Source organism: Fluviicoccus sp. (assembly GCF_030646115.1).
Classification (GTDB): domain Bacteria; phylum Pseudomonadota; class Gammaproteobacteria; order Pseudomonadales; family Moraxellaceae; genus Fluviicoccus.
The window spans coordinates 196674-220130 of the sequence record NZ_JAUSMX010000015.1 but is presented as its reverse complement, the minus strand read 5'-3'; the positions used below and the strand labels follow the sequence as shown (position 1 = coordinate 220130).

General features: G+C 61.8%; 16 protein-coding genes and 1 pseudogene. 8 read left to right on the top strand and 9 right to left on the bottom strand.

Going from position 1 to position 23457, the window contains the following annotated elements:
- Positions 1-168 precede the first annotated feature (168 nt).
- On the top strand, positions 169-1308 hold the full coding sequence (locus Q7T36_RS11455) for a GNAT family N-acetyltransferase (protein ID WP_304848295.1): 1140 nt from the start codon (positions 169-171) through the stop codon (positions 1306-1308).
- On the opposite strand, the gene Q7T36_RS11450 is transcribed toward Q7T36_RS11455, so the two are convergent.
- Complete coding sequence (locus tag Q7T36_RS11450) at positions 1305-3173, bottom strand: patatin-like phospholipase family protein (protein WP_304848292.1); 1869 nt, start codon at positions 3171-3173, stop codon at positions 1305-1307. The two genes, Q7T36_RS11455 and Q7T36_RS11450, sit on opposite strands and share 4 nt — an antisense overlap.
- Positions 3174-3248: 75 nt before the next feature.
- Positions 3249-4013, bottom strand: coding sequence for a ParA family protein (locus tag Q7T36_RS11445; RefSeq protein ID WP_304848288.1), 765 nt, complete (start codon positions 4011-4013; stop codon positions 3249-3251).
- A 224-nt stretch (positions 4014-4237) separates the two neighbouring features.
- On the opposite strand from Q7T36_RS11445, the gene Q7T36_RS11440 reads away from it, so the two are divergent.
- The 3 genes and pseudogenes from Q7T36_RS11440 to Q7T36_RS11430 all read left to right on the top strand — a co-directional run bounded on the left by Q7T36_RS11440 (position 4238) and on the right by Q7T36_RS11430 (position 10045).
- Positions 4238-5695, top strand: coding sequence for an aldehyde dehydrogenase family protein (locus Q7T36_RS11440; protein WP_304848284.1), 1458 nt, complete (start codon positions 4238-4240; stop codon positions 5693-5695).
- A gap of 180 nt (positions 5696-5875) precedes the next feature.
- Positions 5876-6139 (top strand): annotated as a pseudogene (locus Q7T36_RS18005) (hypothetical protein); the annotation flags it as partial.
- 3069 nt (positions 6140-9208) lie between these two features.
- Complete coding sequence (locus Q7T36_RS11430; RefSeq protein ID WP_304848279.1) at positions 9209-10045, top strand: hypothetical protein; 837 nt, start codon at positions 9209-9211, stop codon at positions 10043-10045.
- Between the two features lie 36 nt (positions 10046-10081).
- Here the strand turns inward: Q7T36_RS11430 and Q7T36_RS11425 are convergent, their stop codons facing one another.
- Both Q7T36_RS11425 and ovoA read right to left on the bottom strand, forming a co-directional pair.
- Complete coding sequence (locus tag Q7T36_RS11425) at positions 10082-10885, bottom strand: hypothetical protein (RefSeq protein WP_304848277.1); 804 nt, start codon at positions 10883-10885, stop codon at positions 10082-10084.
- A 56-nt stretch (positions 10886-10941) separates the two neighbouring features.
- Positions 10942-13050, bottom strand: coding sequence for a 5-histidylcysteine sulfoxide synthase (ovoA, locus tag Q7T36_RS11420; RefSeq protein ID WP_304848273.1), 2109 nt, complete (start codon positions 13048-13050; stop codon positions 10942-10944).
- Positions 13051-13344: 294 nt separating this feature from the next.
- Here ovoA and Q7T36_RS11415 point away from each other — a divergent pair, with 294 nt between their 5' ends.
- Both Q7T36_RS11415 and Q7T36_RS11410 read left to right on the top strand, forming a co-directional pair.
- The gene (locus Q7T36_RS11415; RefSeq protein WP_304848270.1) at positions 13345-14025 is read left to right on the top strand and encodes a response regulator transcription factor; all 681 of its coding nucleotides are present in this window, start codon (positions 13345-13347) and stop codon (positions 14023-14025) included.
- 31 nt (positions 14026-14056) lie between these two features.
- Positions 14057-15502, top strand: coding sequence for a sensor histidine kinase (locus tag Q7T36_RS11410; RefSeq protein ID WP_304848268.1), 1446 nt, complete (start codon positions 14057-14059; stop codon positions 15500-15502).
- On the opposite strand, the gene Q7T36_RS11405 is transcribed toward Q7T36_RS11410, so the two are convergent.
- From Q7T36_RS11405 to Q7T36_RS11390, 4 genes are all read right to left on the bottom strand, one after another.
- Positions 15499-15963, bottom strand: coding sequence for a DUF4124 domain-containing protein (locus tag Q7T36_RS11405; RefSeq protein ID WP_304848266.1), 465 nt, complete (start codon positions 15961-15963; stop codon positions 15499-15501). The genes Q7T36_RS11410 and Q7T36_RS11405 overlap by 4 nt on opposite strands.
- A gap of 109 nt (positions 15964-16072) precedes the next feature.
- Positions 16073-17581, bottom strand: a complete 1509-nt coding sequence (gene amt, locus Q7T36_RS11400; protein ID WP_304848264.1) for an ammonium transporter — start codon at positions 17579-17581, stop codon at positions 16073-16075.
- 50 nt (positions 17582-17631) lie between these two features.
- A complete protein-coding gene (gene glnK, locus Q7T36_RS11395; protein WP_304848260.1) occupies positions 17632-17970 on the bottom strand; it encodes a P-II family nitrogen regulator in 339 nt (112 codons plus the stop codon).
- A gap of 61 nt (positions 17971-18031) precedes the next feature.
- Entirely contained in the window at positions 18032-18805 is a 774-nt protein-coding gene (locus Q7T36_RS11390) for a TorF family putative porin (protein WP_304848257.1), read from the bottom strand.
- 252 nt (positions 18806-19057) lie between these two features.
- Between Q7T36_RS11390 and Q7T36_RS11385 the strand changes: the two genes are divergently transcribed.
- Together Q7T36_RS11385 and Q7T36_RS11380 are read left to right on the top strand one after the other, a co-directional pair.
- Positions 19058-19312, top strand: a complete 255-nt coding sequence (locus Q7T36_RS11385; protein WP_304848254.1) for an accessory factor UbiK family protein — start codon at positions 19058-19060, stop codon at positions 19310-19312.
- Positions 19313-19372: 60 nt separating this feature from the next.
- Positions 19373-20863 (top strand): YifB family Mg chelatase-like AAA ATPase, encoded by a 1491-nt coding sequence (locus Q7T36_RS11380; RefSeq protein ID WP_304848250.1) that lies wholly within the window; start codon positions 19373-19375, stop codon positions 20861-20863.
- 39 nt (positions 20864-20902) lie between these two features.
- On the opposite strand, the gene Q7T36_RS11375 is transcribed toward Q7T36_RS11380, so the two are convergent.
- The gene (locus Q7T36_RS11375) at positions 20903-23419 is read right to left on the bottom strand and encodes an alkaline phosphatase (RefSeq protein WP_304848247.1); all 2517 of its coding nucleotides are present in this window, start codon (positions 23417-23419) and stop codon (positions 20903-20905) included.
- Positions 23420-23457 lie beyond the last annotated feature (38 nt).

The window sequence follows — 23457 nt, the reverse complement described above, 5'->3', positions numbered from 1 at the left end:
CGGATGTGCATTTATCGCCCCTTCCTTGGGAGGGGGAGCGGCAAGGGGTGGGAGGGTTTTTGTAAAAAAAGGGGCTTTTGGCGAAAAAACAAGCTGAATTTGGGGGTGAAAGCAGATGAGTGATATTTCAGGGGTGACCAGCGGTCTTGACCGGGTGCGGGGTTATTCATGACGCCGCGTTTTCTGAACAGCATCACGGCCATCGACGCGGCTGATTGGGAGGCGCTGGCCGGTCAGGGCTACCCCTTCCTCTCGCACGAATTCCTCCTCGCCCTCGAAACCACCCACTGCACCGGCCCCGGCACCGGCTGGCAACCGCAGCACCTCATCCTGGAGCAAAACGGCCAACTACAGGCCGTCATGCCCCTCTGGCTCAAAACCCACAGCTGGGGCGAATACGTCTTCGACCAGGACTGGGCCCGCGCCTACGCCCGCCACGGCCTCGACTATTACCCCAAACTGGTCGCCGCCATCCCCTTCACCCCCGCGCCCGGCCCGCGCGTCCTGATGCACCCCGACGCCGACCCCGCCGAAGTCTGGCCGCACCTGCAGCAAGCCCTGCAACACCACACCCGGCAAACCGGCGCCAGCGGCTGGCACATCCTCTTCCCTGAAGACGCCGAATTACCCCACTGGCAAAACGCCGCCCCCGGCCACCGCCTGGGCTGCCAGTTCCACTGGTTCAACCGCGACTACCGCAGCTTCGACGACTTCCTCGGCGTCATGACCGCCAAGCGCCGCAAGGAAATCCGCCGCGAACGCAAGCGCGTGCAGGACCAGGGCATCCGCCTGCAACGCCTCACCGGCGACGACCTCACCCCCGAACACTGGACCCAGTTCTACCGCTTCTACCGCAACACCTACCAGCGCCGCAGCGGCCACGACGGCTACCTCACCGAAGCCTTCTTCCACGCCATCCACCACCACCTGCGCCACCGCGTACTGATGGTGCTGGCGCGGGACGAGGACGATGAAGCCATTGGCGGCGCACTCTGCTTCTTCTCCGAAGACACCCTCTATGGCCGTTACTGGGGCGCCTTGCGCGAGGTGGAATGCCTGCATTTTGAGGCCTGCCTCTATCAGGGCATCGAATTCTGCATTGAACGCGGCCTGACCCGCTTCGACCCCGGCGCGCAGGGCGAACACAAGATTCCGCGCGGTTTCGAACCGGTGCTGACGCACTCCTTCCACGCCCTGCAACACGAAGGTTTCCGCGAGGCGGTGGGCGATTTTCTGGGGGAGGAGCGCGAGGCGGTGCGGCGTTATGCGGAAGAGGCGCGGGGGATGCTGCCGTTCAGGGAAGGCTAGGGCACGCGCTCCGCATTTCCATCCCCAGCCGCCAACACCTCCCGCGCATGTTCATGGCCAATCTTCACCAGCGCATCAAAGAAATTCCAGCCCAGCAACTCAAAACGCCGCAGGTCCGGGCTGAACAGCACATCCGCTTCCGCCCGCGCCAGCAGGCTGCGTTGCGAACTGGCCAGCAGCGAACTCTGCACAATGCTGGACAGCAGGGTGGGCACCCGGTACATGCGCTGCCGCCCGTTCAGGAAACGGTCCATCAGGAAATCCACCGGCCCCGGAATGTCGGCAAATTCCGGCTTGACGCTGGGCAGCCACGAAAAGTCCACCGCCAGGATCTTCTTCACCGCCATCTCCGCCATCACATCCACCGGCAGTGAATTCATGAACGCGCCGTCCACGTGCAGGCCGTCGCCCAGCCGCACCATGGGGAAAATGCCCGGCAACGCCGACGAGGCCCGCACCGCCCGCCACAACGACCCGCGCCGGTGCACCACCTCGCCATTGGTGGCCATGTCGCTGCTGACGCAGAAGAAGTTGATCCACAGGTCTTCAATGTTCATCACCTCCGGAAACACCGACTGCAACAGCCCGTTCAGCCGCTTGCCCTGAAACACCGACAGGATGGGCAGCGGGCTCAGGTCGTTGAGGTGGGTGGGGTTCTGGCTGAAGGAATGCCGCACCTTGTCGGCCAGCCGCTCCACTGGATGGTCCAGCGCCACGCCCGCCGCCATGATCGCCCCGATGCTGGTGCCGCCCACCCGGTCAATGGGCACGCCCGCTTCCTCCAATGCGCGGATGATGCCAATGGCCGCCAGCCCGCGCGCGCCGCCGCTGCCCAGCACCAGCCCCACAGCCTTGCCGGTGACCAGCCGCGCCAGCCGCTGCATGTGGCGCGGGGTGTTGCGCCGCACATGAATGGCCTCGCGCACCCACGGCCGGGCGTCCAGCCAGCGGGCGGTGCCTTGCGGCATCAGCGTTTCCGGGGCATGCCACAGCATCAGCAGCGTGTCCGCCTGCAACCGGTTGCGGGAGCCGTTCATCAGCCGTTGCTCAAAGGCGGGCGGCAGGGCGCTGTCGTCGGCGTCAGCCAGCAGCAGCACGCGGTCGGCCTGGCGCAGGCAGCGCTGGGTCCAGGCGTCGTCGCCGGGGTTGGCCAGATACACCACGTAGTCGTTCGGGCCTTCCAGCGTGTCCAGCCAAGCGCTCAGCTGCCGGTAGCGTTCGGGGTCCTGCTTGCCGACAAAGGCGATGCCGGGTTCGCCCAGTTCGCGGTCCACCGTCGCCGGGTCCAGCAGCACCGTCTTGCCGCAGGCGGCCATGCCGTTGGCCAGCTCCACGCGAAAGCGGGTCAGGTCAATGTGCGGTGACAGCGGCAAAATCGTGATGTTGGTGACCTGGTCCACCCGCCGCCGCCGCACCTGGTTGATGCGGTTGCGGCGAATCACCAGCTTGGCGGTTTGCAGCAGCAGTTGCGGGTATTGCAGGAACCAGCGTTGCAGGCGGTCGGTGGGCATGCGCACCACCACGCTGTCGCGGGTGGCCATCACCGTTGCCCCGCGCACATCGTCCGAGAGCACGGCAATTTCGCCCACGGTTTCGCCGGGCTTGATGTCGCCCAGAATCTGGCGGACGCCGTCCGGTGCGGTGCGGATGGCGCGCAGGCGGCCGGAAATCAGGAAATAGGCGGCGTCGCCGGGGTCGCCCTGCGCAAACAGCGTGTCGCCGCCTTCGCACTCCACCCACTCGCTTTGCGCCAGGATTTCATCCAGCACGCTGTGCTCCAGCTTGCCGAAATACCCCAGCAGAATGCTCCGGAACAACAGCGTCTGCTGGCGGGTGGCTTGCGGTACGGGCGTGGCGGAGTGCATGGCGGGCGGGTCCGTTGGCCGGAGGCCCGTACTGCACCGGCGTCAGTATTGTTATAGGGAAAAGAGGGCCTTACTTCAGTCTAGTTGCTGGGCGGCGGGCTGCAACACCGGTGCAATTTCGGCCCACAGTGCGGCATAGGCCAGCCCGCCCTTGCTGCGCGGGGCGCTCACCACCACCGGTTGCTGATGCTCGCCCATCTTCTCAATGTCGGAGGCAAAGGGAATGGTGGTTTGCAGGAAGCGGTCGCTGCGCTGGCGCAGGGTGTCCATGGTGTGGTGGTGCAGGGATTTCTGCGCCTGCACCAGCGAAAAGAACGGCATCAACTTCTTCTTCGGGTAGTCGTGCTCCTCGAAAAAGTGATTGAGGTGGTCGAAGGTGCGTTCGGAGAGCGTGGTGGGAATCACCGGCGCCAGGATGTGGTCGGCGGCGGTGAAGATGCTTTCCGCCAGGTTGCCGAGGGTGGGCGGGCAGTCCAGGATCACCAGGTCATAGTCGTCCTTCAGCCCGGCCAGGATCATCGCCAGCCGTTGCTTGCGCTTGCCCAGGCTTTCCAGCAGCACGTCGAATTCGCGGAAGCCCAACGTGGCGGGAATCACGTCCAGCCGTTCATACTGCGAGTGCTTGATGTGTTCCAGCAGGTGTTCATAGGCCTTGAAGAAGCGTTCGCTCCAGTCCTTCTTGGCGGGCTTCACCTGATAATAGTAGGAAGCCGCCGCTTGCGGATCGAGGTCGATCAGCAAGGTCTTCAGCCCGGCATGGGCCGCCAGCCAGGCCACGTTCACGGCCGTCGCGGTCTTGCCGACGCCGCCCTTCATGCTGTAACACGCAAGCACCTTCATGCTTCACCCCCACGCTCTGTTTATGGTCTGGAAAAGGCAGGATTGGAATATATCGCGGCCCGGCGTGCAGCGACAATTTGATGAATTTTTAATGACGGCCGCGTTGACCGGAACTATCAATAAAAAGGAGTGGGGCGGCCGTCAAGGTCGTGGCACTATAGTCCAAATTGTGGTCGTGGTGTTTGCGGCCGAAAACCTACCTGCGTGGAGCTTTAATAATAATCATGAACGCCCCCCTTGCCGCCCCGATGACCGAAGCCGACCCCGTGCAGATGCGCGCGGTCTTTGACGCCCAGCTGGAAACCGCGCTGCGCTGGCGGCAGTCCACCGCTGCGCAGCGCATTGACCGCATCAAGCGCCTGCGTGAGGCTTTGCTGGCCAACCGCCAAGCTTTCTACGAAGCCTTTGCGCTGGATTACCGCAAGCCGGAAGCGGAAGTGGACGTCACCGAGCTGATGCCGGTGCTGGACGAAATGCGTCATGCCATTGGCCGGGTGAAGCGCTGGATGAAGCCGCACCGGGTGTGGCCTACCAGCCTGATGATCATGACCAAGGCCTGGGTGCAGTCCCAGCCGCGCGGGCGGGTGCTGATCATTGCGCCGTGGAACTATCCCCTCAACCTCTGCTTCGGGCCGCTGGTGTCGGCGCTGGCGGCGGGCAACACCGTCATCATCAAGCCCTCGGAAATGATGCCGTCGGTGTCGGCGGTGATGGCGCGCATCATCCGCGATATCTTCCCGGAAAACGAAGTAGCCTTGTTCGAAGGCAGCCTGCCCACCTCGCAGGCGCTGCTCGACCTTCCTTTCGACCATATCTTCTTCACCGGTTCGCCCCTGGTGGGCAAGGTGGTGATGACAGCGGCGGCCAAGCACCTGACCAGTGTCACGCTGGAACTGGGCGGCAAGTCCCCCACCATCGTCGACGCTTCCGCCAATCTGAAGACGGCCGCCGAGACCCTGATGTGGGGCAAGTTCCTCAACGGCGGCCAAACCTGCGTGGCCCCCGACTACATGTATGTCCATGCCTCGGTGAAGGATGCCTTTGTGGAAGAGTGCCGCACCATCCTGGCGGCGCGCTACGGGCAAACCCCGGCGGAGCAGAAGGGCAGCCCCGACCTGACGCGCATCGTCAATCCGCGCCATGCCGGGCGGGTGGCGTCGTTGCTGCAGGAGGCGGTGGACGGCGGCGCACGGGTGCTGACCGGCGGCGAGGTGGATGTGGACGATTGCTGGGTGTCGCCGACGCTGGTGGACCGCGTTCCGTCCGGCGCGCGCATCATGGAGGAGGAGATTTTCGGGCCGCTGCTGCCGCTGGTGGAATTCACCGATCTGGATCAGGTCATTGCCGACATCAACGCCCGGCCCAAGCCGCTGGCGCTGTATGTCTGGAGCCACACCCAGGCCAACATTGACCGCGTGCTTGAACGCACCAGTTCCGGCGGGGCCTGCGTCAACCATTGCCTGATGCAGTTCGTGCACGGCAACCTGCCCTTCGGCGGCGTCAACAACAGCGGCATCGGCCACGCCCACGGCCACTTCGGCTTCAAGGCCTTCTCGCATGAGCGGGCGGTGGTGCAGTCCTCGTTCATCATGCTGGTGCGGTTGTTCTTCTCGCCCTACAACGCCGGACGCATGAAGGTGATCAAGGCGTCGCTGGCGTCGTTGAAGCTGCCGATGCCGTAAACCCCGGCGCTTTGCGCCGCCCCCTTTCCAAGGGGGCTTCAAGTAACAGGAGAAAAGAGGGTCAGCGCGATGTGACCCCTTCATACAGCTTCACGGCCGTCAACCCGCCCGGCTTCGGGGTTGTAAGCGGCCGGGGGTAGGTCGAGAATCAAATTTTAGCCATATTTTGCAAGGGGCGCTATGAAAGCACTACGCAAGGGATACCGGGATACCCGCATTTTATGGCTGATGATGGCCTGTGCTTACCTCTTTCTGGCGGGTTGCGGCGGCGGCGGGGGAGGCGGCGACAGCGGCGGCGGGGGAGCTGTCGTTCCCACCGTCAGTAAATACACTTACTCCACCAAAGTGTACATCGTCGAAAAAGGCAGTAACAAGGTGAGGGTCATCAATGCCCCTTCGGATGAAGAGCTCGCCAAGATTCCCGTTGGCGCAGCCCCGGCGGCCATCGCGGTAGACAACAGCGTCAACAAGGCCTATGTGGCCAACGGCGGCGAGAAAACCATCTCCGTCATCGACACCATTACGCATAAAGTCGTGTCAACCCTCACCACGGCCGACAAGCCGGTTGACGTGGTCATGGACCCCGGCGCCCACCGCCTTTATGCCAGTCTGGCGAATAACGCGGTGCAAGTCTTCAACACGGACACCCAGGCCGCCGTAACCAGTGTTTCGGTCGATGCCGGCCCTTTGCGCATGGCGATCGACACAGCCGCGCAGCGCTTGTATGTGCTGGGTAACTTTAGCGTCAAGGTGATCAATACCAGCTCAAATACCGTTAGCGCCACGCTAAACAGCAGTGCGGCTGCCAATAACCCCTACAGCAGCCTGGGGCTGAACCCACGATTGAAGCGGCTCTATGTCATCAACCTGCTGAACGCCAATCTGGATATTTTTGATACCGGCAGCAACACCAAGATCAGCTCCGCCTTCGCGAGCATCTTTTTCCCCAGCGATATTTTCGTCAACCCCAATGATGACCGGGTGTACGTCAGCAGTTCCCGCGACACCCATGTCAGCGCCCTCGATGCCAACGGCACGGTTCTTACATATATCTTTGCCAGCAATGCCGAGCGCATCGTGGTCAACACCCTCAGCAACTATCTCTATGCTGTGGATAGCAGTAATAATGCGCTGAGAATCAACCGCCTGGACGGGCTGGTGCCGGATGCCTCCGGCACGGTTGCGACGACCACCGCCTACAGCAAAAACTACAGTTTGGCCACCACCCCCAGCGCCCTGGCCGTGGTCAAGCCAAGCCGTCCCGCCGTCACCAACATGCCCGCGCTGCCTGCGGCAGGCGGCTACGCTGACAGCTGGAAACTGCTCACGGCCAACTTCAACAGCGTGGCTTATGGCAACGGACTCTACGTTGCCGTGGGTGACCGGGGTGTCATTCAAACCTCGCCCGACGGCGCGGCCTGGACACAACGTGTTTCAGGTGTGGAAACCACCGGCGGCGAGTTCAATCTGAACCGGGTGATTTTTGCCGGTGGCCGTTTTGTCGCGGTGGGTGAGGGCGCCCGCATTCTCACCTCGACGAACGGCGTGGCCTGGACCACGGCGAGCGGTTCGGGCAGTGGCAACCTGTACGGCGTGGCCTGGAACGGAACGCAATACCTGGCCGTGGGCCCTGATAACGCGGTGTCCTCCCCCGATGGCGTGACCTGGACCCGGAGTCATGCCTTTGACATGACCCCCGGTGTTACGTATTTGCTGGACCCTGTGGGCTACCAGAACAAATTCGTGATCAGCGCCCAGAATATTTACAACTTCGTGAGCGATGGCAACGCTGTCTCGAAACTGATGACGGCCGGCGGCGAGTCGTTCATCACCAATCTGGGCGGTGGTCAAAACCTGATCAACAAGCCGGGCACCAGCACTTTTGTGTCGGTGGTCAGTGGCTCCATGCTGAAATCCAACTCCAGCCAGTACACCAATAACGGTCTGCCAAGCCCCACCCCCTTGAGCTCGGTGGTCACGATTTCTGAAGATGGCGGCATCACCAAATACGTTCCTCCCGAGATGGCGTTGACCGACGGCAATGAATGGAACATGGTGACCTACAACCCGGTGAAAAACCTCTATGTGGCCGTCGGTGGCGCCGGCGGCAGCCGCAGTGCGTACATCTATCAGGCCGACAAGCAGTACAAGATTCCGGCGGCCAACGGCATCATTGCCACCTCAAGCGACGGTAAAAACTGGACGCGCCGCACCAACCCGTTGCCGCAGGCGCTGTTCGGGGTGAACGTCAACACCTCCACGGGAGAGATGATTGCCGTGGGTGAAATGGGTGCCATCCTCACCTCGACCGATGGTGCGGCATGGACGGTGCGCGCAGGCAACTCCACCGCCTTGCCCGTCACCGCGAACGCGTTGACGGCCTTCACCGAGGTCATCTGGGGTGGTCCGGGCGCCGGCATGTTCGTCGCCATTGGCAATGCCGGCACGCTGTACACCTCGGTCAACGGCAGCAACTGGACAAAGGTGGCGGTGACGACGACCAACGATTTCACAGGCATTACCTGGGGCGGCTTGCCGGGGCAGCAAAAGTTTGTGGCGAGTTTGCGTGGTACGGCGTCAAGTGACTGGGCCTACACCAGCAGTGACGGCGTGACCTGGACTCCCGTAGCCCGCCCGGCGGCGGCTTCCGGCGGTTCGGATGGTTTGGGGATGTTTGGCGTGGTGTGGAACGGCAGCAAATTTGTCGGAGCGGATCTGTACGACCTGTACGACTCTGTCGATGGGGTGAACTGGCGTTTCATGGCACAGAGCATTACGTTCATTCCCGGCGGAACACAACATGCGGGGGTGCGGCTGCGCTACGATGCCCAAGCCAGGAAATTCATATTCCTGCGGTATTCGACACACTGTGCAACGATGGGACAATGCGACCGTTACACCGATATTTTGACCTCCGGGGACGCGGTGTCCTGGTCGGAGTTCGGGACTGGCCAAGTCGGGACAGATTTCAGAAATGATGCCTTGTTCGACTTCTCGGGTGAACCCTTGCTCACGTCCGGCATGGTGGTTTACGGTCTGACGGCCTGGGTGCCCTATGAAGGCGAGATGGTGCTGCCGGAGGCCGGACCTGCGGCCATGCCGGTCAAAACGGCCATGCGCACCGGGGCAAACCATTGCGTGTACTACAAGCTGGACCCCGACTCCCGGCATGACTGCCCCTACTACAAGGGGGTTTATACCAACCGCATGATCAACACCGGCTCGCTGATGGTGGGCGTCGGCCCCGGCGGCATCTACACCAAGTCGAAAATCGGGATTAACTGGAACAGGATGCCGTCGCCGGGCGCCACCTTTACCAGTGTGGCCTGGAACGGCAGCGTATTTGTCGCCGTTGGCAGTCATAACATCGCGGTATCGCGCTAGGCTGAAGTTGCCGATGCCGTAGCCAGGGGAGCGGATTGGCCTGCCGCAAGGCCTCCGGGGTGACGGCTTGCACCGGATACGATTAAGGGGTACAACCCGGGCTTTACTTTTTCAGCCGGGTTAATGCGCATGAAGTGGCTTTACAGGATCGGCTTTCTGCTGATTATGGTGGGTATAGGCCGGGAAGGGTATCTGATGTGGCAGGCGCATCGGGATGCGGCATTGCTCCAGCAATATCTGCCCAGGCTGGAGCAGGAACTCATTCGCGGGTACGCCGCCGATTATGGCAACCTGTTCTGTGTAACGGCGCCGCATTTCCCGGTGGGCGACGGCTTGCCGAAAACAGAGTGGGTGCGTTCGCCCAACGGGCTGTCGGAATGCAGGGTGACCGGGGAACATCGCTTGCCCGGCGGATTGAAGACCGGCTGCGCTGTGTGCCCGATATTATTGAAGATGGGCTTGATTGAGCAGGCGGAACTGACCTTCAGGGATGCTGAGGGTCAGGCCGTGACCCGCCCGGTCTACCGGCTGACGGAGGCAGGGCGCCCGCTGTATTTTTCCGAAATGACGACTCGCCGTCCCCCGGTTGCCAGGGGCTGTGAGCCCGGGGAGAAGCGGTATATTCCCGAAGATGAAGCAAAGGCTCCGGTTCCCAAGGAGGGGGAAACCGGGGTCGGTTTCTGCTTTGCCGAGGGACTCCGGCTCCATGCTATACGCAAGTACCAGACCCCCGTTCGTTCCGGTAACGAAATCCTGATGGGGGTTGAATATGATGTCGAGGTGATTAATCCGGCCCCCTCGCTGTTTGATCCCGAGATGAGCAACCTGCTGCACGACATACCGGCCAGAGGTAACCCGGCGCTCCTGCCGCCGGTGATCGGGACCGCCACTTTCAAGGCCGACTCTGATGAGCGGACAGTTTTTCATAATGAAGTGTCGATTGATGGCCCGTGGATCAGCAAGTAATCCTGTCCGCCGGTTGTGTGAGGCAGGCGACAGGAGTCAACGCCGAAGCTGTGCATCGGGGAGCCCGTACATCATGCGCACATACAGGCCGGCTTCATCCACGGGTCTCTCCAGCAGGAGGCGTGTTGCGCGCACGGTGGCAAGGCACTGTTCCGGCCTTGAGGCCGATGTGGCAGTCATGGCGGACCGGTCTTCCGTTCGAGGGTATGCCTTAGACCATTTTTCCAGCAGTGCGGCCAGTTCTTCCTCGTTCGGCACGGGTTGGGGGGTGAGGGCCGCCTCGCGGATCAGTCGGAACATTGCTAAGTCCAGTTGCTGAAGCAGTGCGGCCGGAGGTTTTCCTGCCTTTCGGAAAACCAGACCGGGTGGCGGCTCCATCAGCATGTAGCAGAGTTCCTCCCCTTGGCTGGCATAATGCTCCAGTTCATCCATCCGGGCGGATATGAACTGGATGGCCGTCTCATTGCTGCTTTCCGGTATTTTTCGGCGCATGACGTAGTACAGGCCGGACTTGATGATGGAGGCCGCATCTTCACGGGTCTGGCCGTGATGGGCATGCGCGGTTATTTGCGCAATCGTTTTCTCCCAAAGTTCGGCGTCATGTTGCCTTAGCTCCGCAAACGGTTGGCTGGCCGCCAGTTCCGTGGCCATGCTGCCGATACCCAGGGAGGGAAAGCTCGGCTTCAGCCATCGGGCCGTGCCGGATACGGTCACGATCAATGTCAGCAGAAAGACAGCGGCAACCTGTCCCCGTTGCATCCGTCGGAGACGTGCGGCCAGCAAGCCGGATGCGGCCGCCACGCCGATGCAGCCCAAGAGGGCCAGACCGATTATTTCCATGTGGATTTCCTGTTGGCTATATCCGTTGTCAAAGCAAAAGCATCATGGCAGAGCCACTACACCCGCTCCCACACCGTCACTTCCGCCACCGAGTGCTGGAATTTCCGCTTCGTCTCACGAATCACGAACGGCACGTCCACCGGCTCTCCCACCAGCCGGAAGTGCCCGCCCAGCATCACCTTCAAACCGTCCAGCGTCGTCACCGTTTCGCCATCGCGCTTGAAGCCGCCAATCCAGGCCTCGCGTGGGGTGTGTTCCGGCAGCCAGGTGTAGGGCGAGGTCAGCACCAGCAGGCCGCCGGGGTTGATGCGTTCGTGAATATGGTTCAGGAACAACGCCGGGTTATACAGCCGGTCAATCAGGTTCGCGGCCAGCACCAGATCATAGCTGCTGAACGGCGTCTTCAGGTTGCAGGCGTCGCCCTGGAAGAATTCCACTTTCTGCTGTATGCCTTCCAGCCCAAGTTCCGCCAGCGTGCGGGTGCAGTAGCTCACCAGTTCGCCTTCGTCAGTGCGGGTATAGCGCAGCTTGCCCTGTTCGGCCATTTGCACGCCCAAGCCAATGAAGCGCGCCGAGAAGTCAATGCCGGTCACCCGGTCGAAGCGTTGCGCCAGCTCGAAGGTGGCGCGTCCGGCGGCGCAGCCCAGATCCAGCGCGTTGCGTGCCGGACGGTCGCCCAGCGCCGCAATGCACAGTTTCGCCAGGCTTTCCGAGAAGTTGGCGACGCCGTAATGCAGGTCGCCGTAATGGAATTCGGCATACTCCGACAGCAGGCGGTCGGTTTCGTACAGCGACCCCGGCACCTGCGCTGGCGCGGCCGAGACGATATAGCGGAAGCCCGCGTGCTGGAAGAAATGGCGGCGGAAGGCATAGCGGGAGTCTGCGCGCGCCTCGTTGCCGCAGGCAATCCATGAGCCGCCCTTGATCAGGTTGTGGCGGTCATCGAAGGTGGGGGTGGAGAAATCGTCGTACCACGGATGCACGGTGAAACCGTCGAAGGGGTAAATGGGTGTCTCCGTCCATTGCCAGACATTGCCGGTGACATCAAAGAAGTCGCCATGGGCAAAACGGTTTACCGGACACGACGACGCGCCATGATCCAGATGCAGGTTGGCCGCCGCCGACCGGTCAGCCGGGACATCGGCCAGGCCGCAGACATCGTACAACCGCCGCCATTCATCCTCGGTGGGCAGCCGCACCGGCCGGCCGGTTTTCGCCGCCTTCCAGCGGCAGAAGGCGCGTGCTTCCAGACAGTTCACTTCCACCGGCCAGTCCCAGGGCATCGGCACTTCTTCGGTCATCAGCCGCAATTGCCAGTCGCCGTCGCGCCACAGCCAGAAGGTGGGGTGTGTGGCGGCGGTGAAACCCAGCCAGCCTCGGCCTTCCTCATCCCAGAATTCCGGGCGGCTGTAGCCGTGGTCCTCGACAAATTCGCGGAATTCACCGTTGCTGGTCAGGTAGCGGGCCGCCTCGAAGGCGGGGATATCGGCGTGATGCATGCCGTATTCGTTGTCCCAGCCATAAAACGGGTCGCTGAATTCCCGCCCCAGCCGCACTGACCCGGCGGCAACCGGCAGCAGGCGGTTTTCCGGCGCGGGGCCGCTGTCGCGGGAGGGCTGCCAGTCCGCATGCGGTTTCACAAAGGACAAGGCCTGCTGGCGGATCAGCACCGACGAGGTTTCCAGGTGGATGCGCTCATGTTCAATGCCCATGACAATGGCCCACCAAGGATGATCCCAGCCAATGGGCAAGGTCAGCGGGGTGTGGTCGATGACGGCTGTGACCAGCTCCCGCACCTGGCGGCGGTAGTCCCGGACTTCGGCAACCGTCGGCCAGTCATAGTGGGCCTCGTTGAGGTCGTCCCAGCTCATCTCATCCACGCCAACCGCAAACATCGACTCTAAGCGCGGGTTCAGCCGTTCCTGCACCAGCCGCGCCAGCAGCAATTTGTTGATGAAGAAGGTCGCGGTATGGCCGAAATAGAAAATCAGCGGATGCCGCAGCGCAATCGGCTTGCGGGTCCAGGCTTCGTCATCGGCCAGCGTCTCGAACAGGCTTTCATAGCGGTCGAAGGTGTCAAGGAAATAGTCCCGCAGCGAACGACGGACGGTTTCCGCATCAGGTCCGTTCAGCAACGGGGTGCGGGGAAAAAGGCGTGGCGGCATCGGGGGCTCTCCGGAATATACCTGAACTTAACACGCAGGGCGGCCGGAGGAAATATGACGAAAAATCGCGGAGGCGATATGTGACAAAAGAGATTAAACGGGGGATGATGCAGGGTAGGAACAGGAGGTAGAGAGAGGGGGCATAGACAGTAACAACTCCCGAAATGGGGAAGAGAACCAGACAGCCGCAAAACCATCTTTATCCCGGGAACTGTTACTGCCAACCCCCTGAACCTCGCCGCACGGTTATAATAAGTTGACCAAGCTTTCACCAACCTTACAAAAAGCCGCCTTATGCGAATTCTTCTTGTGGAAGACGACCGGCCCATTGCCGAGGGCCTGCGCCACGCCCTGCATCGTGAAGGGTATCACGTGGATGTTGCCATTGACGGTTTGCTGGCGCGTGAGGCCCTGCGCCATGAAGTGGTCTACGAAGTCATCATCCTGGATCTGGGACTGCCGCGACTGGACGGGCTGAGCCTGTTGCGGGAGTGGCGCAACCGCCAGATCGCAACGCCAGTCATCATTCTCACGGCGCGTGACGAGGCGGCTGACCGCATCCAGGGTCTGGACAGCGGCGCTGATGACTATGTGACCAAACCCTTTGATGTCAATGAACTGCTGGCGCGTATCCGGGCGGTGGCCCGTCGCGCGCTGGGTGGCGCGGTCAACGAGCTGGTGCTGGGCGACTTGCGCATGGATCGCACAGCGCGGCGCGTCTTCGCCGGGGGGGAGGAAATGGGTCTTTCTCCCCGCGAGTACAACCTGCTGGAGTTGCTGCTGACCCGCGCCGGCAAGGTGGTGAGCAAGCCGCAAATCCAGGAGCACCTCAGCGATTGGGACAGCGACCTCAGCGACTCCGCCATTGACCTCTACATGCACCGCTTGCGCAAGCGACTGGAAGGCAGTGGGGTGCAATTGCGCACCATTCGCGGTTTCGGCGTCATGTTGCAGGTTGCGGCGACCGATGGCTGAGCCTGGCGGGTTCCGCCGCTGGCGGCAAAGCATGCCCACGTTTGCGGCCTGGTGGCGTCGCCGCAAGCTGCGCCGACTCTACAGCCTGCGCGGCCGCCTGTTGTTGTGGATGCTGTTGCCGTTGCTGCTGGTGTTGAGCTGCTCCGGCGTCATTGCCTATTATCAGGCGGTTTATTATGCCTACAGCGAATACGATCAGACGCTGTATGACCATGTGCATTCGCTGTCGCAACTGGTGGAGAAACACGGCAAGCGCGTGTCCCTGAACATGCCGCGCCAAGCCAAGCGCATGTTCCTGTGGGACGATTTTGACACCACGTATTACCAGATTTCCACCGCCAACCGGGTGGTCGCCGGGGAAAAAAAATTTCCTATGCCTCACGGCCGCATTCTCAAATATTACGACACTCTCATTTTTGATGGGGAGTTCAAGGGGACGCCGGTGCGGGTGGCCATTCTGGTGGCCGACCATCCCGAACTGGGGCAGGCGGTCCAGGTCAAAGTCGCGCAGACGCAGCACCGCCGCGAAAAACTGACCCGCAAAATCCTGCTGAGCGTACTGGCGCCGCAGCTGGCCTTGATCGTGATTGTCATTCTGGTGGTCAGCCTGGGGGTCAACCGCAGCCTGCGGCCGCTGTCTGCCATGAGCCGGGCGCTGGACGCCCAGAACCACCAGCGCATTGCCCCGATTCCCGGGACAGGGGTTCCCCGGGAAGTACTGCCGCTGGTGCGCGCCATCAATGACCTCCTGACCAGGCTGGATGAGGCGCTGGCCTCACAACGCAAATTCGTGGCCAACGCCGCCCATCAGTTGCGTACGCCGCTCACAGCCATCAGGCTTAATCTGGATCGCTTGCTGACCTCGGCGCCTGGCCGGGAACATCAGGAAGCTGAGGCGCATCTACGGGCTTCGGTGGAGCGGACTATCCGCCTTTCCCGCCAGTTGCTGATGCTGGCGCGCGCCGAGCCGGAAGGATTGCGGCAGACACCGCTGGCGTTGCTGGACCTGGTGGATCTGGCGCGTGAAGAAGGCATGGAGTGGGTACCGCCCGCGCTGGCGATGGGCGTAGAGTTGAGTCTGGAGGCCCCCGATCAGCCGGTGTGGATCCAGGCGCACGCCACCTTGCTGCGCGAGGCGCTGAGCAACCTGATTGATAATGCCCTCAAGTACGGCTCACGGCCGGGGCGGGTCGTGATTGGCGTCAGCGCCGTGCCGACGCCAGGGTTGTGGGTGCAGGATGACGGCCCTGGTATTGATCCGGCAGTAGGTGACAAGGTCTTCGAACGTTTTTTCCGCAACGATGAAGGCGGTGACGGTGCCGGGCTGGGGCTGGCCATTGTCAAGGAAATCGCCGTGCTGCATGCCGCCCGCATTGAGTTGGGGCAGGGTCTGGAAGGGCGCGGCCTGCGCGTCAGCCTGAGTTTCCCGCTACCGGAAGAGCGTATTGTTCCGGCCGCGCATCATGACCGTCCTTAACGGCATTTCTTCAGTGCGTCGTTGACTTTCTCCCGTTGTTGCGCAATTTCATCATCGTTTTTGTAAATGCGTTCGCCTTTGGAGTCCACGGTGTAATAGCGGCCGCCTTGGGCGAATTGACGCTGCTGATCCTTGAGGCGGGCGCAATCCATCTGCCGTTTCTGTCGCTCGCCACTGGCTTTTTTGTCCTTCTCTGCCTTGGCGGCCCGTTCTTCATCCATCACCTTCAGCAGCTTTTTCTGCCGCTCCAGCGGGGACTCTGTCGCTGTAGCAGCGGGAGCGGCGGCAGGCGCATCGGAGGTCGGGGCGGTGCGGATGTTGACGGTGTTGCTCTTCTGGTTGGCGGGAGGCTGGTCGGTGAAGTGCACCTTGCCGTCGGCATCTTTCCATTGGTAGATTTCGGCGACGGCGGGAGCGGCCGGCAGCAGCATGGCGAGTAGAAGAGGCGTGAAGCGGAGCATGAGTCCCCCTTGCCGGGCAGGCAATGTCGTTAACCAAGGCTAAAGTACAGCCAATAAAAAACGGAGGCCGAAGCCTCCGTTTCATTGTAGCTGACTGTACCGGAATCGGTTAGTCGTTGTAGGCGCGCTCACCGTGCGAGGTGACATCCAGACCGATACGCTCGTTCTCTTCGTCAACCCGCATGCCGATGGTCATGTCGACCAGCTTGTAGGCGATGAAGGAAACCACACCCGACCAGACAATCGTCGTTACCACACCGATGGCCTGAATCTTGACTTGACCGAAGATGTCGTAGCCAGGAGCCACACCGTTGGCGACGTAGTCCCAGACACCGGTGCCGCCCAGCGAAGGTGCCGCGAACACACCGGTCAGCAGGGCGCCGAGGATACCGCCGATACCGTGGACGCCGAACACATCCAGCGCATCGTCAGCACCCATGACCTTCTTCAGGCCATGCACGCCCCACAGGCAGATGATACCGGCCAGCAGGCCGATGGCCAGCGCGCCGCTCACACCCACAAAACCGCAGGCGGGGGTGATGGCGACCAGACCGGCCACCGCACCGGACGCGCCGCCCAGCATGGAGGGCTTGCCCTTGAAGATCCACTCGGCGAACGACCAGGCTACAGCGGCGGCGGCAGTTGCGACCCAGGTGTTGATGAAGGCCAGGCCGGCAATGCCGTTGGCTTCCAGCGCCGAACCGGCGTTGAAACCGAACCAGCCGAACCACAGCAGCGAGGCGCCGATCATGGTCATGACCATGTTGTGCGGCAGCATCGCTTCCTTGCCGTAACCGATACGCTTGCCAACCACATAGGCACCCACCAGCGCAGCGACAGCGGCGTTAATGTGCACCACGGTGCCGCCGGCAAAGTCGAGCGCACCCTTCTGGAACAGCCAGCCGGCCGTTGCAGTGGCAGCGGTAGCGGCATCGGCGTCGGTGTAGGCGTCAGGACCGGCCCAGTACCAGACCATGTGCGCCATGGGCAGGTAAGAGAAGGTGAACCAGATGACGGTGAAGGCCAGCACACCGGCGAACTTGGCGCGTTCGGCGAAGGAACCGACGATCAGGCCGCAGGTAATGGCGGCAAAGGCACCTTGGAAGACGATGTAGATCATTTCGTGGATCGGCGTCGCCTTGTTCCAGGTCGCGGCAAGCGAATCAGCCGTCACTCCGCTCAGGAACACCTTCGACAGAGAGCCGAAGAAGGCATTGCCCTCGGTGAAGGCGACGCTGTAACCGTAGACCATCCACAGCACGGTAATCAGCGAGAACACGGTGAAGACCTGCATCAGCACCGACAGCATGTTCTTCTTGCGCACCAGACCGCCGTAGAACAGGGCGAGGCCGGGAATGGACATCAGGATGACGAAAGCGGAACTCATCATCAGGAAGCCGTCATCCGCCTTGTTGGCGGTCGGGGCGGGAGCAGCGGCAGCTTCAGCCGGAGCGGCTTCGGCGGCAGCCGGGGCGGGGGCAGCGGTTTCAGGGGCCGGTGCGGCTTCAGCCGTGACGGCGACGGTTGCCGGGGCGGGCGCGGCGGCCTCCTCGGCATAGAGCGGAGCGGCGCCAAACAAGGCTGTGCTCAAACTCAGGGCAATAAGCATCTTTTTCACGGTGGTTCTCCACGTGATTGCCAGAAAGGACGAAAGGATTGGGTGGGTTATCAGACCGCGTCGACGCCGGTTTCCCCGGTGCGGATGCGGATCACCTGTTCCAGACTGCTGACGAAGATTTTGCCGTCACCGATCTTGCCGGTGTTGGCGGCCTTGGTAATGGCTTCAATCACCTGGTCCAGCAAATCGGTGCCAATGGCGACTTCAATCTTGACCTTGGGCAGGAAGTCCACCACGTACTCTGCACCGCGGTACAGTTCGGTGTGGCCTTTCTGGCGTCCGAAACCTTTCACTTCGGTGACGGTGATTCCCTGTACGCCGATATCGGAGAGGGCCTCACGGACATCATCCAGCTTGAACGGTTTGATGATGGCGGTAACCAGTTTCATCGTTGTTGCTCCTGAGAAAGGAGCCGCCGCCCGAAAGGGGAAGGGCGGCGGCCCAAAGCGGTTAGAAGCCCTTGGAGAGCGTCACCACGAAACGGCCTTCGCACAGGCCGCCGCCGCAATCGGCTTCGTCAATGTCGGAGCCGATGTAGGCTCCTTCCACACCCACGCCGCCCACGGTTTTGGACACGGCCAGTTTGTAGTCCATATAGGCGTCCTCCTTGTTGGTGGCAGCCAGCGCAAGCGCTTGGGTCATCATGGCTGCACTGTCAAATTTGTTCATGCCCAAGCTGCCACTGACGCCGAATCCGGCAACTTCCGTGCCATAGCTGGCAAAAAGATACATGAATGCATCTGACTCATTGAAGTAATCAGGGCTGTAATTGAAGCCAACCTTTGCTCCACTCATGCTGGCTGAGGCATAGATCTCGTTGTAATCAGCCTCCAGTACCTTGCCGCCGACAACAGTAGAGTTGTTGGTGGTGCTGAGGCCGGGGTAGTTATAACGCATGACGCCGACATCGTAGGCGACTTCACCGGCCTTGCCGCCGTAGCCCAGCAGTGTGTCCAGCTCCAGTCCCGAAGACTGACCGGGCCCAGCAGAGAAAGCAGTGATGCTGGAACCCCACATCGAGTAGTAGAAGCCACTGCTGTGGGTAAAAGTCATGGCGCCTTGCACCGCTGCACCATTGGAGGTTTGCGACACGCCACGGAACAGGTAGTCGGAGGTGAAAGCGGCGCTGCCGGTCACGGTGACAGGGGCGTCAGCCGCAAACGCGGTAGCGGACATCATGACGGAAGCAGCGAGAACAGCCTTGGCCAGATTTGCGAGTTTCATATCTAAAGACTCCTAACACAGCGTTGTAAACAGACTTGGAAAAGTCTAAAAAGTGGTTTGCCTGTTATGCTTTGCAGAAGCCGTGCCAACAACGCTAAATTCCTTGTGACAAAGGGTTTACAGACGGACACAAACTGAAATACTTCCGGAGCGCACCACCGGAAGCTTCTTTTCAGGGGTTGTTTTGTGCGAAATTGGTGCGCAATTAAGCGGGTTTCCTTTTATTGGTGCATTTTTCGGGCGGAGAGCAGCATGGCAATCGACAATTTGGTGCAAGCAGTGCGCGAGCAGGTGGAAGCGCGCTTTTATCAGGCAGGGCAAGGCGGCGCCTGGCAGGAGCTGGACCGCAATCTGCAAGCGGTGCTGTCGGAGGTTTTTGCCAAGCTGGACCTGGTGACGCGGGAAGAATTCGACCGGCAAAGCGTGTTGCTGAGTGAGGCACGGGTGAAGTTACAGTCCCTGGAGTCGCAATTGCGGGACTTGGAGGCTCGCGCAAAACCGGTATAATCCGCCGCTGTTTCGCCCGGCTGCCGGGCGAACCCGTCGTTTTCACATGGAAAGTGTCTTATGTCCCTCGCTCTCGTGCGCACGCGCGCCGCCATTGGTTTGTCCGCACCCCTCATAACGGTTGAAGTCCACCAGAGCAACGGCCTGCCCGCGCTGATCATCGTCGGCCTGCCGGAAGCCGCCGTACGCGAAAGCAAGGACCGGGTGCGCTCGGCCCTGCAGAACGCCGGTTTTGAATTCCCCCAGCGCCGCCTTACCATCAACCTGGCCCCCGCCGATTTGCCGAAAGAGGGCGGGCGTTATGACTTGCCGATTGCGCTGGGCATCCTCGCCGCCAGCGGCCAGATACCCGTGGAAACCCTGGAAGACCGGGAGTTTGTGGGCGAGCTGGCGCTGACCGGGGAGTTGCGGGCGGTGCCGGGGGTGCTGTCGGCCAGCCTGGCGGCCGGGCGTGACAACCGCGCCCTGTTTGTGCCCCTGGAGAATGCCGGTGAAGCGGCGCGGCCGCCGCAGTCTCGGGTGTTCGGGGCGGCGGACCTGGGGTCGCTGTGTGCGCATCTGCAGGGCGACCGCATGTTGCCGCGCGCGCTGGCTTCTCTGCCGCTGCATGTCCGCAAGCTGCCCGACCTGGAGGACGTGAAGGGCCAGCACCGGGCGCGGCGGGCGCTGGAGATCGCTGCCGCCGGAGGCCATTCGCTGCTGATGATGGGGCCGCCGGGCACCGGCAAGACCCTGCTGGCATCGCGCCTGCCCGGTATCCTGCCCGAGCTGGACGAAGCCGCCAGCCTGGAGGTGGCGACCATTCATTCGGTGGCCGGTCAGCCGGATCATCCGCTGGGCACGCCGCCCTTTCGCGCGCCGCACCATACGGCTTCAGCCGCCGCCTTGGTCGGTGGCGGCTCCAATCCGCGTCCCGGCGAAATCACGCTGGCGCATCAGGGCGTACTGTTTCTGGACGAACTGCCGGAGTTCGACCGCAAAGTGCTGGAAGTGCTGCGCGAACCGCTGGAGTCCGGGCATGTGGTGATTTCCCGCGCCGCCCGCCAGACGACCTTCCCCGCCGGATTCCAGCTGATAGCGGCCATGAATCCTTGTCCCTGCGGATATCTGGGTGACGGCAGCCCGCGTTGCCGCTGCTCACCGGAGCAGGTGCAGCGTTATCGGGGAAAGTTATCCGGGCCGTTGCTGGATCGCATTGATTTGCATATTGAAGTCCCGGCATTGCCGGCTTCGGCCCTGCGGGAGGCCAAACCGGGCGAGGCGTCTGCGGTGGTGCGGGAGCGGGTGCTGCAGGCGCGCGCCCGGCAACAGGCGCGGCAAGGCGCCACTAACCGGACGCTGAGCCCGGCGGAGCTGAATTGCCATTGTGTGATGGGTGAGAAGGAGGCGCGTCTGCTGGAGCAGGCGATGCAGCGTTTACGGTTGTCGGCGCGCGCCTATCACCGCGTGTTGCGGGTGGCGCGCACCATTGCCGATCTGGCGGGTTCCGAGTCCTTGCAGACGGCGCACCTAACCGAAGCCATCACCTTCCGCCTGCTGGACCGGCAATAGTCCCTGTAGGTCGGGCTTCAGCCCGACACCCCGTTCCCGTTAACTGATCGTCAGCGCCGTCGAGTCCTTGTTGACGGTTACCGTCTTCACCAGCGTCACCACTTCTTCGACGCTGGGGGCCGTGGCGCTGCCGGCCGCCTTTTTCAAAGGCATGGTGTGGTGGAACTTGGCCTCTACTTTGGCGCTTGTCACTTTTACGGTTGCAAAGCCTTGGGTTCCGGTCTGGACTTGCTTGATCCAGGGGTTTTGTTTCGCCGGCGGCGTCACGGTGCCGGTGTAGGGGTTGATGTCAGTGGCAGGCAAGCCCATTTTTGCCCGCAGGCCGTTGATCATGGCCAGCAGCGTGTTGCCCATATCGCCCGCCAGGGTTTCATTGAGGGTATTGACCGGGGTATGTCCGTCGGCTGATTCGCTTTCCAGATACTTGTCGAAAGCCAGACGGTTGATGTCGGTTTTCTGCTTGGCGGTCAGTTTTTCAAAGGCAATCTGCCCCGCCGGCGTGCCGACATCAATGGAGCCGGTGGGCAACAGGGTGGTGATCTGCTTCACTACCTCAGTGCGCACGGCCTGATAAGTCAGCATGTTCACGGAGCTGTACACCAGGGGTCGCAGCGCCCGGAACGGGTTGGCGCTGGTTTCCAGCGTATTGATATAGCCCAGCGGGTCGGTCTTGCGGGCGGTCTTGACGGCATTAACCTCCTCCTCAAAGCTGCCCACCACCCCGGCCAGATAGCTCCAGAAGCTGGAGGAGCTGATGCCCGCTGTGACCAAGTCCACCAGAGCGGCGTCACCGGGCGTGTACGCGCCATAGCTGGCGGGCACTTCCCCGGCATAGAAGGCATGGATGTCGCCGGTGAGCGCCACCACGTTCTTGATGCCGCTCTGCTTCAGGAAGCCGGTGAGGTTAGAGCGTTCGGCGGCGTAACCGTCCCACTGGTCGGCGTTGATCAGGTAGGTGTTGAGCATGGCCTTCAGCGTCGGGTTACCGGCGGCGGCCAGGGCATCAGCCTGGTCGACAATGGTGGTCAAGGCATTCAGGTTCAGCGCCATGCGCAGCAGCGAGACTTCGTTGCCCCAGAACTTCCAGGTGGAGGTGCTGCCGGCCATCTTGCCTTTCCACCAGTCGCGCTGGGTTTTACCCATGATCGAGACTAGCGTCAGGCCGATGTCGTTGAAGGCAGCGGCTTCGTCGGCGGTCAGGGTCGAGCCGGTGGGGTCGGCGCCCAGCTTGACGAGAATGCCCTGCAGGAAATCGGCAGTCTGTTGATCGCCGGCACCTGCCGCCATTTGCGCGGCCTGACCGACAGCGGCCTGCATCTTGCCGCCCTGCAACTGCAGGAAAGTTGGTTCCGGTACGAAATAGCGGGCGCCGATGCTGCCCAACTGATCTGCGACACCGGGTGTGGCAGGGTTGTCCACCGCTTCCGGAATCACATGGTCGGCGCGGTACAGGCGTTCATCCGTCATCACGAAATGCGCCAGTTTCCCGAATTTGAGGTCGCGGTAAATCTTCACGGTGGCAAAATTGCCGGCGACCGACTCATCCAGATCCGGAATGTCGGCGGGCATGAACTCAAACCAGGCGCGGTTGGCGGCGCGGCGGCGTTCGGTCTGGCGGGTGTCCGCTCCGGCGGCGGAGGGTGCTCCCAGTTGTTCGTTGGACACCGGCAGGACGCCGTTGACCAGCATCACCGAACCATTGCCGTAAGTTTCATTGTTCTGCCAGCAGTCATCAGAAAATTCATGGTCATCCCAGATGGCGATGATGGCGCAGCGGGCATGCAGTTCCTGCAAACGCAGGTCGGTGCGGTATTTCTTGTAGAGGTAGCGGTAATCTTCCAGCGTCGTCGCCACGCGGGCGGTGGTGCTGCCGGGCTTGAGGGTGTTGCTGGGGATCATCAGCTTGTCGTGTGCGCTTTCAACGCCTTCTGCCTGATAACTGTCCCCGGCGGCTTCGTAGATGTAGTCGCCCAGATGCACCAGGAAGTCGAGATCCTGCTTGGCCAGCGCGCTCATGCCCGCCCAGTGGTTGACGCTCCAGTCCTGACACGAGACAAAGGAAAAATTCAGTTCTGCGACATCGGCACCTTCGGCCGGGGCGGTCTTGAAGCGGCCGATGCGGCTGATGCCGGTGCCTGCCTTGAAGCGGTAGTAATACGTGGTTAAGGGGTTGAGGCCGGTCAGCTTGTGGCGAATGGAGTTGTCATTGACGGCCTTGGCGGACAGGTTGGTGACAGAGGTGTTGGCGGCGGCGAAGGCGGTGCTGCCGGAAACTTCCAGCGTCACGGCGATATCCGCACCGGCATTGACCTGGGTGACATCATCGGCGGCGGCGAGCAGTGCACGAGTCCAGAGAATGATGGAGTCGGGCTTGGGGTCGGCGGAAACCACCCCTTGCGGGAATTTGTGACTGCCGGTGGTGCCGGGGCGGCTGAGCGGGTCACCGGTCAGGGCGGGTTCAGCATTGTCATTGTCGCCAATACAGCCGGTCAGGCCGAAAACGGCCACCGAGCTGGTCAGGAAGCCCATATTCTTCAGTAAGTCACGACGATTCATGAGAGTCATTCTCCGGATTGTTTTTAGTGATTCTTGTT

What these genes read in the sequence shown, in the direction of transcription:
- Q7T36_RS11455 (WP_304848295.1), top strand. Translation starts at nt 169, where the DNA reads ATGACGCCGCGTTTTCTGAACAGCATCACGGCCATCGACGCGGCTGAT.
- Q7T36_RS11450 (WP_304848292.1), bottom strand. Translation starts at nt 3,173, where the DNA reads ATGCACTCCGCCACGCCCGTACCGCAAGCCACCCGCCAGCAGACGCTG.
- Q7T36_RS11445 (WP_304848288.1), bottom strand. Translation starts at nt 4,013, where the DNA reads ATGAAGGTGCTTGCGTGTTACAGCATGAAGGGCGGCGTCGGCAAGACC.
- Q7T36_RS11440 (WP_304848284.1), top strand. Translation starts at nt 4,238, where the DNA reads ATGAACGCCCCCCTTGCCGCCCCGATGACCGAAGCCGACCCCGTGCAG.
- Q7T36_RS11430 (WP_304848279.1), top strand. Translation starts at nt 9,209, where the DNA reads ATGAAGTGGCTTTACAGGATCGGCTTTCTGCTGATTATGGTGGGTATA.
- Q7T36_RS11425 (WP_304848277.1), bottom strand. Translation starts at nt 10,885, where the DNA reads ATGGAAATAATCGGTCTGGCCCTCTTGGGCTGCATCGGCGTGGCGGCC.
- ovoA (WP_304848273.1), bottom strand. Translation starts at nt 13,050, where the DNA reads ATGCCGCCACGCCTTTTTCCCCGCACCCCGTTGCTGAACGGACCTGAT.
- Q7T36_RS11415 (WP_304848270.1), top strand. Translation starts at nt 13,345, where the DNA reads ATGCGAATTCTTCTTGTGGAAGACGACCGGCCCATTGCCGAGGGCCTG.
- Q7T36_RS11410 (WP_304848268.1), top strand. Translation starts at nt 14,057, where the DNA reads ATGCCCACGTTTGCGGCCTGGTGGCGTCGCCGCAAGCTGCGCCGACTC.
- Q7T36_RS11405 (WP_304848266.1), bottom strand. Translation starts at nt 15,963, where the DNA reads ATGCTCCGCTTCACGCCTCTTCTACTCGCCATGCTGCTGCCGGCCGCT.
- glnK (WP_304848260.1), bottom strand. Translation starts at nt 17,970, where the DNA reads ATGAAACTGGTTACCGCCATCATCAAACCGTTCAAGCTGGATGATGTC.
- Q7T36_RS11390 (WP_304848257.1), bottom strand. Translation starts at nt 18,805, where the DNA reads ATGAAACTCGCAAATCTGGCCAAGGCTGTTCTCGCTGCTTCCGTCATG.
- Q7T36_RS11385 (WP_304848254.1), top strand. Translation starts at nt 19,058, where the DNA reads ATGGCAATCGACAATTTGGTGCAAGCAGTGCGCGAGCAGGTGGAAGCG.
- Q7T36_RS11380 (WP_304848250.1), top strand. Translation starts at nt 19,373, where the DNA reads ATGTCCCTCGCTCTCGTGCGCACGCGCGCCGCCATTGGTTTGTCCGCA.
- Q7T36_RS11375 (WP_304848247.1), bottom strand. Translation starts at nt 23,419, where the DNA reads ATGAATCGTCGTGACTTACTGAAGAATATGGGCTTCCTGACCAGCTCG.